11 protein-coding genes are annotated in these 12,474 nt (G+C 58.5%); 9 read left to right on the top strand and 2 right to left on the bottom strand.

What is annotated here, in order from left to right; translation table 11 throughout:
- Nucleotides 1-149: 149 nt before the first annotated feature.
- From ACR3E7_RS07550 to ACR3E7_RS07530, 5 genes are all read left to right on the top strand, one after another.
- A complete protein-coding gene (locus ACR3E7_RS07550) occupies nucleotides 150-821 on the top strand; it encodes a hypothetical protein (protein ID WP_170770408.1) in 672 nt (223 codons plus the stop codon).
- Nucleotides 822-863: 42 nt separating this feature from the next.
- On the top strand, nucleotides 864-2,186 hold the full coding sequence (locus ACR3E7_RS07545; protein ID WP_480502594.1) for an outer membrane protein assembly factor BamB family protein: 1,323 nt from the start codon (nucleotides 864-866) through the stop codon (nucleotides 2,184-2,186).
- 48 nt (nucleotides 2,187-2,234) lie between these two features.
- Entirely contained in the window at nucleotides 2,235-3,698 is a 1,464-nt protein-coding gene (gene der / locus ACR3E7_RS07540) for a ribosome biogenesis GTPase Der (protein ID WP_480502593.1), read from the top strand.
- A gap of 165 nt (nucleotides 3,699-3,863) precedes the next feature.
- Complete coding sequence (locus tag ACR3E7_RS07535; RefSeq protein WP_170782658.1) at nucleotides 3,864-4,850, top strand: fatty acid desaturase; 987 nt, start codon at nucleotides 3,864-3,866, stop codon at nucleotides 4,848-4,850.
- A 76-nt stretch (nucleotides 4,851-4,926) separates the two neighbouring features.
- On the top strand, nucleotides 4,927-5,499 hold the full coding sequence (locus tag ACR3E7_RS07530) for a helix-hairpin-helix domain-containing protein (RefSeq protein WP_480502592.1): 573 nt from the start codon (nucleotides 4,927-4,929) through the stop codon (nucleotides 5,497-5,499).
- A gap of 53 nt (nucleotides 5,500-5,552) precedes the next feature.
- On the opposite strand, the gene serS is transcribed toward ACR3E7_RS07530, so the two are convergent.
- Both serS and ACR3E7_RS07520 read right to left on the bottom strand, forming a co-directional pair.
- The gene (serS, locus tag ACR3E7_RS07525; RefSeq protein WP_480502591.1) at nucleotides 5,553-6,845 is read right to left on the bottom strand and encodes a serine--tRNA ligase; all 1,293 of its coding nucleotides are present in this window, start codon (nucleotides 6,843-6,845) and stop codon (nucleotides 5,553-5,555) included.
- A 72-nt stretch (nucleotides 6,846-6,917) separates the two neighbouring features.
- Nucleotides 6,918-8,579, bottom strand: coding sequence for a mechanosensitive ion channel family protein (locus ACR3E7_RS07520; protein WP_480502590.1), 1,662 nt, complete (start codon nucleotides 8,577-8,579; stop codon nucleotides 6,918-6,920).
- A 201-nt stretch (nucleotides 8,580-8,780) separates the two neighbouring features.
- Between ACR3E7_RS07520 and yajC the strand changes: the two genes are divergently transcribed.
- Genes yajC through ACR3E7_RS07500 form a run of 4 tightly spaced genes read left to right on the top strand, consistent with a single transcriptional unit; the run spans nucleotide 8,781 to nucleotide 12,473 of the window.
- Nucleotides 8,781-9,068: a preprotein translocase subunit YajC gene (yajC, locus tag ACR3E7_RS07515; RefSeq protein ID WP_480502589.1), complete on the top strand. Its 288-nt coding sequence runs from the start codon at nucleotides 8,781-8,783 to the stop codon at nucleotides 9,066-9,068.
- A gap of 33 nt (nucleotides 9,069-9,101) precedes the next feature.
- Entirely contained in the window at nucleotides 9,102-10,763 is a 1,662-nt protein-coding gene (gene secD, locus ACR3E7_RS07510; RefSeq protein ID WP_480502588.1) for a protein translocase subunit SecD, read from the top strand.
- Nucleotides 10,764-10,765: 2 nt separating this feature from the next.
- Nucleotides 10,766-11,734: a protein translocase subunit SecF gene (secF, locus tag ACR3E7_RS07505; RefSeq protein ID WP_480502587.1), complete on the top strand. Its 969-nt coding sequence runs from the start codon at nucleotides 10,766-10,768 to the stop codon at nucleotides 11,732-11,734.
- Nucleotides 11,715-12,473, top strand: coding sequence for a sulfite exporter TauE/SafE family protein (locus ACR3E7_RS07500; protein WP_480502586.1), 759 nt, complete (start codon nucleotides 11,715-11,717; stop codon nucleotides 12,471-12,473). The genes secF and ACR3E7_RS07500 overlap by 20 nt, the downstream gene beginning before the upstream one ends.
- Nucleotide 12,474 lies beyond the last annotated feature (1 nt).

Below are 12,474 nucleotides of genomic sequence, written 5' to 3'. Positions count from 1 at the left end.
CCACGCTAAACTGAATAGTTTGGTTCACTTTTTTCCGCAAGCCTGTGCCGCCTAGTGGGAAATGTGCGAATTCGGACCCTTGGCTTGGCAAATGTGGCGGGTTATGACATGGCGCCATACACCACGGATTACAGCCCCGGAGGGCAGGGATGAGCGACACCGACAGTTTCATTGATGAGGTGACCGAAGAGGTCCGCCGGGACCGTCTTTACCTGCTGCTGCGGCGCTGGGGCTGGGTCGGTGTGCTGGCCGTGGTTCTGATCGTCGGCGGCGCGGCCTTCAACGAGGTGCGCAAGGCGCGGGCAACCGGACAGGCCCAGGATCTGGGCGACTCGATTCTAGCGGCTCTGGCGTTAAACGACTCGGCGGAACGTGCTGCTTCCCTGTCGGAGGTTGAGGCGGCGGCGCCGGGTGGAGATGCAGTCCTGAATATGTTGCTGTCGGCGTCCCAGGTTGAAGCCGGGTCCGAGGCGGATGCGGTTGCAAGTCTGAACACCATTGCGGTGCAGGGGGACCTGCCTGAGATCTACCGGGCGATTGCGGCTTTTAAAGCCTTGTTGCTGCAAGCGGATAGCCTGCCCATCGCAGACAGACGCCAGCAATTCGAAGCCTTGGCTGCGCCGGGTGCGCCGCTGCGCTTGCTTGCGGAGGAGCAGTTGGCGCTGCTGGATGTGTCTGAAGGCAATGTCGACGCGGCGATTGCGCGGTTGCAAGCGCTGCGCCAAGATGCCGAGATCGGTGTTGACCTGCAACAGCGTGCTGCGCAACTGATTGTAGCCCTTGGGGGTGAACCCGAACCGCTGATAGCCCGGCAGGGCTAATCCGGGGCGGAACACATATTGGACAGGCGAGTGCGCAATATCATGGTAACAAGTCTATTTTCCCGCGTCGGAGCGTCGGTCGCAGTTCTTTCCCTGACAGTACTGGCTGCCTGTCAGGAAGCCGAGGTGATCCTGGTCGGCCCCCGTGAGGATATCCGCCCCGCTGCGGATTCCGAGGCGGTTGAGACACGTGGAGCCAAACCTATCAGCCTGCCGGCCCAGCAAGCTAATGTAAGCTGGCCGCAAAGTCCTGGCACAGCGGCGTTCCGCACCACGCATGCGCAATTGCGCGCGACTCCGCAACGGGTATGGTCGAATTCCATCGGTAAGGGGGATTCGCGCAAACAGCGCATCACAGCCGAGCCTGTCGTAGCAGGCGGTTTGATCTACACTCTGGACTCTGGCGCCAACGTCACCGCGACATCCGCACAAGGCGCAACTGTCTGGAGCGTTAATCTGATCCCTGCACAGGATGGCGACGCGGACGCCACAGGCGGTGGCTTGGCCTATGCTGATGGTGTTTTGTATGTGTCATCTGGGTTTGGTCGCCTTACCGCGCTGGATGCCAGAACCGGCGTAACCCGCTGGCAGAAACGGTTGAACGCCACCGGCAGCGGCGCGCCTTTGGTAAATGGCGGCTTGCTGTATCTGGTCGCCGGGGATGAGACCGGCTGGGCCGTGGATGTCAAAGACGGGCGGATCGCTTGGCAGATTCAAGCCACGCCGAGCGTCGGAAACGTCCTGGGTGCGCCCGCTCCGGTAATCGCGCAGGAATTTGCCGTGTTCGCCTTTGGCTCTGGCGATGTGTCGGCCACGTTCCGTCGTGGCGGCATCCGCCGCTGGAACGCCTCGGTGGCCGGTGGGCGCCGTGGACGCGCGGCGGCGCAGATCGTTGATGTCACCGGTGGCCCGATGGTGTTGGGTGACACGATTTATATTGGGAACCACTCGGGCCGCACCGTGGCCTTTGACGCGGATTCCGGTGAGCGAAAGTGGACCGCCGATGAAGGCGCAATTGATACGGTTTGGCCTGCGGGCAACAGCATTTTCCAGGTCAGCGACCGCAGCCAGCTGATCCGTCTGGACGCAGCGACTGGTCAGGTAGTCTGGGCGCAGGACTTGCCAGGCTTCGTAAAGGACAAACCCAACCGTCGTGGTCCCATAGTGGCTCATTACGGCCCGATTCTGGCCGGAGGGCGCATCGTAATCGCCTCGAATGATGGCTACCTGCGCTTCTTTAATCCCGTCGATGGCGCGCTGGTCAACCGGGTCGAGGTCCCCGGCGGGGCCACCACTGCACCCGTCGTGGCGGGGCAGACCTTGTATGTCGTATCGACCAAAGGTGATCTACACGCTTTCCGTTGACGAAAAGATGCGCTAAAGGGCGCGTCTGAGTCTTGAAAGTTGAATGTCATGTCACTGACCCTCGCCATCGTGGGGCGCCCGAATGTGGGCAAATCCACCCTTTTCAACCGCCTTGTTGGTAAACGTCTGGCCTTGGTCGACGACCAGCCCGGCGTGACGCGCGACCTGCGCGAGGGCGAAGGGCGTCTGGCCGATCTGCGTTTTACCGTGATTGATACCGCCGGGCTTGAGGACGCCACCGATGACAGCCTTCAGGGTCGGATGCGTCGACTGACAGAACGCGCTGTAGACATGGCGGATGTCTGTCTGTTCATGATCGATGCGCGGGTTGGCGTGACACCGACCGATGAGCTGTTTGCCGATATCCTGCGCAAACGTTCGAAACATGTGATCCTTGCGGCGAACAAGGCCGAAGGCTCAGCCGCCGATGCCGGTGTGCTTGAGGCTTATAATCTGGGCCTTGGCGAACCCGTCCGACTGTCGGGCGAGCATGGCGAGGGGATGACGGACCTGTATACCCAGTTGATGCCTCTGGCTGATGCAGCCGAGGAGCAGGCCGTCGATGACGCCCCCCAGACCGATATCGAACTGGATGAGGATGGTGAGGGCGAAACCCCTCTGATCACCGCAGCTAAGCCGTTGCAGGTGGCTGTTGTAGGTCGCCCGAATGCGGGAAAATCTACGTTGATCAATAAGATCATGGGCGAAGATCGTCTGCTAACCGGCCCCGAGGCCGGGATCACCCGCGACGCGATCAGCCTTCGGGTAGACTGGGCCGACCCGGATGGCGACAGCACGCCGATGCGGATTTTCGACACGGCAGGCATGCGCAAAAAGGCCAAGGTGCAGGAAAAGCTTGAAAAGCTCTCGGTTTCCGACGGGTTGCGCGCGGTGAAGTTCGCCGAGGTCGTGGTGGTTTTGCTGGATGCGGCAATTCCATTTGAGCAGCAAGACCTGCGTATCGCCGATCTGGCTGAACGCGAAGGTCGCGCGGTCGTCATCGCAGTGAACAAATGGGATATTGAAGAGGACAAGCAGGAGAAACTGCGCGACCTCAAGGAATCCTTTGAACGGCTGCTGCCGCAACTGCGCGGCGCGCCTCTGATCACGGTGTCCGCCAAGACGGGCCGGGGTCTGGAACGTCTGCGTGCGGCCATCCTGCGTGCGCATAATGTGTGGAATCGCCGTGTGCCCACGGCTGCGCTGAACCGCTGGCTGACTGCGATGCTGGAACAGCACCCACCGCCGGCACCGCAGGGCCGCCGGATCAAGCTGCGCTATATGACGCAAGCCAAAACCCGCCCGCCGGGGTTTGTCGTGATGTGCTCGCATCCCGACAAGATGCCCGAAAGCTATAACCGCTATCTGATCAATGGCTTGCGCGAGGATTTTGACATGCCCGGTACGCCCATCCGCCTGACATTGCGCGGCCAGGGCGACAAGAACCCCTACAAAGGACGGCGTAAGAAAAACGCCGGTGCTTTGGCCAAACATCTCAAAGGGCGCGCGTAACCGCGCCAAATCGCAGCATTTTCGGCTGAGGGGCGTGACAGGCCCCAAACTGCACGCTAGCATTCACTGGCGTGCATTTGTTTTCGCGCGTGCGGGTTGCATGTGAGAATTCCACGCTTAATTTCAAATTGATATTAAACCGGGCCATCGTGAGGGGCGGGCTGGATGGATCTAAGAGAATACACGCGACAATATGCGGTGCAGGACAACCGGCTGGCGGCTCTCAGTTATTTTGGGACTTTCGCGGTGTATTTTGCATCGCTTGCGCTGGCCGTCGCTTATGTGGATCGCTGGTATATTATGGTCCCCGCCGGGATTGTTTTCGCATTTGCCGCCGTGCGCCTGTATGTCTTGCAGCACGATTGCGGCCACCATTCCCTTTTCGAAACACGTCTACAAAATGAATGGGCCGGGCATGGGCTGTCACCTTTCACTTTTGCCCCGTTCGAAGTGATGAAGCAGAACCACAATCTGCACCATTCCGGAATCGGAAACCTGGAACATCGCGAAACCGGTGAAATTCACACGATGACAGTGCGCGAGTGGACTAAGGCGGACTGGAAAACCCGTTTGTTCTATCGCCTTTACCGCAATCCGTTCATCCTTGTCCCAGTGGGCGCATTGTTCACCTATTTCATCCGTTATCGCTGGCCCAAGAACACGATGCGGTTCGGTGTGACCGGTGTCGTTCTGCACAACCTGTCTATCATCGTGTTTCTGGGGCTGCTGTACCTGATAGCGGGCAGTACCGGCATTCTGGTGTGGCTTGTCTTCTCTTTGTTGGGTGGGATGCTGGGCGTATTCCTTGTATATCTCCAGCATAATTTTGAGGATACCTATTGGGATCGGCGCCCTGACCTGGACCCTAAACTGGCGGCTTTGCAGGGGTCGTCCGCATTGGATTTCGGTTGGTGGTTCGACAACGCGGTGGCCTGCATTACGTTGCATGACATCCACCATTTCAACGCGCGTATCCCGTCTTACCGACTGCGGGAATGTCACTACAACCTACCGCCCGAATACACGCCGCGCCGGATCAAGTTCCCCGAAGCGGTGGCGGCATTGAACCTCAAACTGTGGGACGAAGACGCCAAACGCCTGGTGCCGTTCCCAAAGAAACGACAAACAGCCAACTTGGCCCATAGCAGTTAGGTCTGGGATCATACGGCTTGCGGATCTGTATATTCAGTGTATATACATCTGCTTGGAAATACAGAAAGGACAAGGAATGACCTCAGTGACCGACGTTAAAGGTGTGGGCGAAGCGTTAGGACAAGCGCTTACGGCAAACGGTTTTAGAACCGCAGAAGCCATCGCCAAGGCAAGCCCTGCCGATCTGGTCAAGGTCCCCCGAATTGGTGTCGCGCGTGCGCCGCGGCTGATCGCTGCAGCGAAAGAGGCGATTTCGACCAAACCAGCCGCCAAGCCGGCTGCCACCAAGCCAGCCGCACGCCGAACATCGACGCGCAAACCGGCGGCGCGTAAACCGGTCGCGCGCAAGACGGTGGCCGCTGCCGAAAAAACGGCTGAGGCGGCGGCCCGCAAAGCGGCCGAGGAAAAAGCAGCCGCAGATGCCGCGGCAGCCAAAGCACGGAAAAAAGCCAAGGCCAAAGCCAAAGCGGAAAAGGCCGCCAAAAAACGCGCCGAGATGGAGGCCGTGTTCTCGAAAGCCAAGGACAAGGTGAAGGCAAAGGCGAAGAAGGACAAAAAGTCCAAAAAGGACGACAAGTCCAAAGACAAGAAGAAAAAAGACGACAAGAACAAAGACAAGAAGAAAGAAAAGAAAAAGGCGAAGAAGTAACCCTTCCTCACCTTTGAGATTTGCGAACCGGCGGCTGTAGCGCGCCGGTTTTCTTATGCCAATCTGCCGTCCAGTTGCAGTGTCAGCTTGCCACCAAGATAGGGAGCCAGCACCTTGGGCAGAGTGACGGTGCCGTCGGCGTTCTGGCCGTTTTCCAGCACTGCAATCAGGCAGCGCCCCACAGCAAGCCCAGAGCCGTTCAGCGTGTGGACATATTCCGGCTTACCCCCGCCTTCGGGACGAAAGCGTGCGTTCATGCGACGAGCCTGAAAGTCTCCACAGGTCGAGACCGAGCTGATCTCGCGGTACGTATCCTGACCGGGCAGCCAGGCTTCGATGTCATAGGTGCGACGCGCGCCAAAGCCCATGTCGCCGGTACACAGTATCACGGTGCGATAGGGCACGCCCAGCTTTTCCAGAATCCCTTCGGCGCAGCGCAACATGCGCTTCTGCTCGTCGTCGGAATTGTTCGGATGTGTGACGGAGACCATCTCGACCTTCTCGAACTGGTGCTGACGCAGCATCCCGCGCGTATCTTTGCCGGCCGAACCGGCCTCGGACCGGAAGCACAACGAATGCGCGGTATAGCGGCGGGGCAGGTAGTTTTCCTCGATCAGCGTGTCGTTGACGATATTGGTTAGCGAGACCTCGGACGTCGGGATCAGCCACCAGCCTTCGCGCGTCTGATAGCTGTCCTCGCCGAATTTCGGCAGCTGACCAGTGCCCTGCATCATTTCCGACAGAACCAGAACGGGGCCGTTGACCTCGGTCAGGTCGTTCTCGTTGATATGCGTGTCCAGCATGAACTGCGCCAGCGCGCGGTGGATGCGTGCGATGCCGCCGGACAGCAGCACAAAACGCGAGCCGGACAATTTCGCGGCAGTCTCGAAATCCATGCCGTTTTGCACGGCGTCGATCTCAAAGTGCTCTTTCGGAGCAAAATCCAGCTCGCGCGGGGTGCCCCAGCGATTGACCTCGACATTGTCGTTTTCATCGGCTCCTTCGGGCACGTCCTCGGCCGGCAGGTTGGCGATGCGGATCAGTTGATCCGTCAGCAGAGCGTCCAGATCCTTGGCTTCGGTCTGCATTTGGGCGATCTCGGCCTTTTTCTCGGCGACCAGCGCGCGGAGGCGTTCGAATTCCGCCTCATCACCGCGCGCCTTGGCGGCGCCGACCTCTTTGCTGGCCTTGTTCTGTTCGGCCTGAGCGGTCTCAGCTGCCAGAATTTTCGCACGGCGGCTTTCGTCCAGCCGAAGCAGGTCCGACGACACCGGCGCGTCCCCACGGCGCGCAAGGGCGGCGTCGAAGGCGGCGGGGTTTTCGCGAATGGCGCGGATGTCGTGCATGTCTCAGATCCTTGAATGCGTGAATCACTGAGACCGCTTATGCACCATCTGAACCGCAGGGTGTAGCACCGGTTACGACTTATCCGCGTCCTCGTGGGATTCATGCGCCAGATGGCCATCCCAGTCTTCGCTGGGGATTTTCGGATCGGGCGGATCGGCCATGTAAGAGGGCGTCATGATCTGTACGCCGTTCTCATTGAACACGGCCACGATATTGCGGTGCAGGTCCGAACGGATCTTTGGAATGATGCTGCCCCGCGTAGTATAGCCGTTGATCTGGTAATTGATCGCGTAATCGGCCAAAGCAGTCCACAAAACAAAGGGTTCCGGCTTGGCCTTGATCCCCTTGGTGCGGCGGGCGGCCTCGATCAGCATGGCTTCGACCTTCTCGGGCGGTTCCTCATATCCGATGCCGACAGTGGTGTGCAGTAACAGCCCGCTGCCATCGGTTTTCTTGGAAAAATTCACCACGTCCGAGTTCATCAACTGCGCGTTGGGGATCGAGATCAGTTCGTTCTTGATGGATTTCAGATGCGTCTCCATCAGCTTGATCTGCACCACGTCGCCAATGTGATCGCCAATCTGGATGCGGTCCCCAATCGAGGTCGAGCGCCGATAGATCACAAACAGCCCCGCCAGCATGTTTGAAACGACCGAGTTTGCGCCCAGCGACAGCATTGCGCCCACCAGAATGGTCAGGCCTTGAAAGGCAGCCGAATCTGATCCCGGAATGTAAGGAACGGCAAAGACCAGCGCGATTAGTATGACGACGACGCGCGCGATGTTGAAGGTTGGGCTCACCCAGTGTTTTTCAAAATCCCCCAGATCGAATGACCCGGCCTCGACAGCGTCAAAGAACACTCGCATGCCCCGAATGATATAAACCGTGACCCAGCTGATTAGACCCAGCATGATCAAGTTGGGGATGTAACTAAGGATGCCCTTAAAGATCAGTAGAACAGGCTCGGTCAGGTAAGTCAGCAGAAGCTGCGCGAAGTACCGTGTTTCGGCAAAGGCGAGTAGGACGAAGGACAGATAATAGTAGAAACCCAGAAAGAAGATCACCAGCAGGACGAAATTCAGGGTATATCGAACCAGTGCGGCAATCGCTTCAGCCTGAACGCTTTTTGCGGTGGCGTTTTCCACGTCCTTCAGATGCCGTTGTACGAATTTCAGCGTCTTGCGTCTGATCCTGCGATGCAGCCAAAGGATGATGGCAACAAAGATACCAAAGCCTATTGTCCATGCGGTGGCTTCGATCGCTCCGGAAACTCGCGCTTGATCAGTTCGATTGGACCTGTAGGCCAGGATCGCTTGCTCAATGGCCTCGCCATGGAGAAAACCGAGAACTTCCAGTTCAATCTGCTCCAGTTCCGCGTCGGCGACCGTCACAACCGATACCGAAAGTCCGTCGACCAGTATGCGTGTACCGAGTTCAGTATCCTCATAAGTGATTGTGACTTCAAGGTTATCTGAGGCTTCGGCCGCTTCTATTATTTTTTCCTGTACTGCTTCGGCGCGTTCCGATGCTGGTAGTGCGCTGGAACCACGTAAGAAAAACAGAGTATCGCCGTCGACGATAACGGGTGCTTTGAAGGTCTCGGATTGTTCTTCGTTTTCGACAGGTGCTTCGACAGTTTCCTGACCAGAAGCAGGCGCCGCACAAAGGCCAACCCACAGGGTCGTGACCAGTATCTGAAGTAGCAATCCCAGTTTCAGATGAATGTGCGCCATTGGACCTCCCGCGGTTCAACTATATCGACGCAAGCGCTTGTTTCTAGGACTTAACTGCAACGCTTGGCCAAATCTTTGCGCATTATCTGAGTTTCGGTGCAAAAACCTGTACCGCCATTCCTTGCAAACAGTCAGTTCAAAGAATAGGTTCTCGCAAAATTTGCGGGCCCTCCGCAAACACCAAACCAAAAGGAATATCCCATGGAAGGTGGCGCAATCGCCCAGTTTCTCCCGCTGATCCTGATCTTTGCGATCATGTATTTCCTGCTGATCCGTCCTCAGCAGAAAAAGATGAAGGAACATCAGGCCATGGTCGAAGCTGTGCGCCGGGGTGATCAGGTGGTCACGCAGGGTGGCCTGATCGGCAAAGTGTCGAAGGTCAAGGAAGGCGAGAACGAGATCGAGGTTGAACTGGCCGAGGGTGTCAAGGTTCGCGTCGTCAAATCGACCATCGCGCAGGTTCTGAGCAAGACTGAACCGGCGAAGTAACGTCGCGCGTCAAATCCTTGAAAAGGCAGGGTAATGCTGCACATTGATACCTGGAAGCGGGTTCTGATCTGGCTGGTCTGCGTGACCGGCCTGCTGATGGCCCTGCCGAATGCGTTTTACACGCGCGTTGAACAATCCAACGATGCCAAGGCCGCGATCGAGCTTGGCATCGACACGCCCGAGATGCAGGCCGAAGCGGCGCAGTGGCCAAACTGGTTGCCGTCGTCCTTGGTCAATCTGGGCCTCGACTTGCGTGGCGGTGCACACTTGCTGGCCGAGGTTAAGGTCAGCGATGTCTACGAATCCCGTATGGATGCCATGTGGCCTGAAATCCGCGACGCGCTGCGGGATGAGCGGGCGACCGTAGGCACCATCCGCCGTCAGAACTCGGCCCCCGATGAGATTCGGGTGCGTATCAGTCAGCCCGAAGGCATGGCGCGCGCGCTGGAAGTCGTGCGTGGTCTGGCCCGTCAGGTGCAGACGCTGTCCGGGGTAGGGGCCACTGATATCGAAGCCCGCTCCGAAGGCGACACCATCGTCGTGCAACTGTCGGATGCCGAGAAGCTGGCCTCGGACGATCGCACCGTTCGACAGTCGCTTGAGATCATCCGCCGTCGTATCGACGAGGTCGGCACGCGTGAACCCACCATTCAACGCCAGGGCGCGGATCGTATTCTGATCCAGGTGCCTGGCATCGGCAGCGCGGGCGAGCTGAAAGAGATCATCGGAACCACTGCGCAACTGACCTTCAATCCGGTTGCTGGCCGCACGACCGATGCGGATACCGCGCCGGGCATCGGGCAAGAGGTCGTCCCTTCGCTTGATGAAGACGGTGTGTACTACATTCTGGAATCCGCCCCCGTTGTGACGGGTGAGGAACTGGTTGACGCCCAACCCGCGTTCGACCAGAACGGCCGCCCTGCGGTCAATTTCCGCTTTAACACGTCCGGTGCCCGCAAATTCGGCGACTACACGCTGGAGAACATCGGCGCGCCTTTTGCGATTGTGCTTGATGACGAAGTGATCTCGGCCCCGGTGATCCAAAGCCATATTCCGGGTGGTTCGGGCATCATCACCGGCAATTTCACGGTTGAGGAAAGCACCAATCTGGCCGTCCTGCTGCGCGCAGGTGCGCTGCCGGCGGGGCTGGAGTTCCTTGAAGAACGCACGATCGGCCCCGAGCTGGGACAAGACAGTATCGACGCAGGCAAGGTGGCCACCATCGTGGCCTTTGTTGCTGTCCTGGTCTTCATGGCGCTCAGCTATGGTTTGTTCGGTATCTTCGCCAATATCGCGCTGATCCTGAACGTCGGACTGCTGTTTGGTCTTCTATCACTAATCGGGGCGACGCTGACCTTGCCGGGGATCGCGGGGATCGTGCTGACAGTCGGCATGGCGGTGGACGCCAACGTGCTGATCTTTGAACGTATCCGCGAGGAACTGAAATCCGCCCGAGGTCCGGCCCGTGCAATTGAGCTGGGTTATGAAAAGGCACTGTCGGCCATTCTGGACGCGAACGTCACCACATTCATCACGGCGACAATCCTGTTTGCCATGGGCAGCGGACCGGTGCGGGGCTTTGCCATCACTCTGGGTCTGGGCATCCTCACCTCGGTCTTCACCGCGATCTTCGTGACGCGCCTGATGATCGTGATTTGGTTCGAACGCCGCCGCCCGAAAACGATCGAGGTTTGATCATGAGACTGAAACTTGTCCCTCAAGAAACCTCGTTCGATTTCTTCAGTCGCTGGAAGGTTTGGCTGGGTATTTCCGGCTTGATGATGGTCTTGGCCTTTACGTCCTTCATGTTGCAGGGCCTGAATTTCGGCATCGACTTCCGGGGCGGCACCACGATCCGCACCCAATCGGCGCAAGAGATCGACGTGGGTGCCTATCGCGACGCCATCGCTCCGCTTGAACTGGGCGATGTCACAATCACCGAGATTTTCGACCCGACCTTTGACGAGGACGAAAACGTCGCCATGATCCGCATTCAGGCGCAGGCGGAAGCCGAAGCGGTCTCGGCCGCAACAGTAACGGCTGTGGAAGAGGCATTGAAGGCGGCAGCCCCCGATATCCAATTTGTGTCCGTTGAATCCGTCGGTCCCAAGGTTTCGGGTGAACTGATCCAGACCGCCGTGATCGCCGTTGTCCTCGCGATTGGGGCCGTGCTGGTCTATATCTGGCTACGGTTCGAATGGCAGTTTGCCCTGGGGGCGGTGGCCGCGCTTGTGCATGACGTGATCCTGACCATCGGCATCTTCTCGGAACTGCAAATCCGGTTCGATCTGGCGATCATCGCTGCGCTGCTGACCATCGTGGGCTATTCGCTGAACGACACGGTGGTTGTCTTTGACCGGGTGCGTGAGAACCTGCGCAAATACAAAAAGAAAGATCTAAAAGAGGTCCTCAACATCTCGATCAACGAGACCCTCAGCCGGACAGTCATGACCTCGGTCACAACCCTGCTGGCGCTGATCTCGCTTTATGTGTTGGGCGGAGACGTCATCCGTGGCTTCGTCTTCGCGATGATCTGGGGCGTGATCGTCGGGACGTATTCTTCGGTCTTTGTGGCCTCGACCATCCTGCTGTGGCTGGGGGTCAAACGCGACTGGTCCAAACCGTCGAACACGGCGGGCAACCAGTTTGCAAACATCGACGCCTGATCTTTTTGGCCAGTCCCCCACAGGGCTGGCCATTATTCTATGCGCCGCCTTCCTCAGCGGCATCGTGCGTGGGTTTTCCGGCTTTGGCACGGCGCTGATCTTCCTGCCTATCGCAACGCCTTTTCTGGGCCCGTTCGGCGCGCTGATTGGGCTGACCATCATGGATATCTTCGGTCCGCTCCCCAACCTGCGCCGTGCGTGGCGCGAGGTTGACCGGGGCGACTTGATCCGGCTGGTGGCCGGGTGCGCCCTGATCCTGCCATTTGGGCTTTGGATTTTGACGCAGGTCGACGTGAATGTCTTTCGGTACGCGGTTAGCCTCCTGTCGATCGCGATGCTGGTGGTCCTGATCCTAGGTCTGCGCTATCACGGCTATGTCAGCCGCACGATGGTGGTCGGCATCGGCTGCGCTGCAGGATTTCTTGGAGGCGTGGCAGGCCTGCCTGGTCCAGCGGTCATACTGTTCTACATGTCCCGCCCACTGCAAGTGACGGTCATCCGCGCCACCATTCTACTATTCCTATTTGCCTTCGACTTTCTGCTACTGGGCTACCTCACAGGTATGGGGCGGGTGACCGGAATGGCCGCGCTTCTGGGGTTGCTGCTTGCTGTGCCAAACCTGATCGGCAATTGGCTGGGCGGCAAACTGTTCCGCCCCGAACACGAAAGGCTCTACCGCGCTGCCGCGTATCTAGTGATTGCCGTTGCGGCCTTGTCGGGCCTACCACTTTGGGGCTAGA

This window comes from Ruegeria sp. BK1 (assembly GCF_056535645.1).
This window is presented reverse-complemented; position numbering and strand designations above follow the sequence as displayed.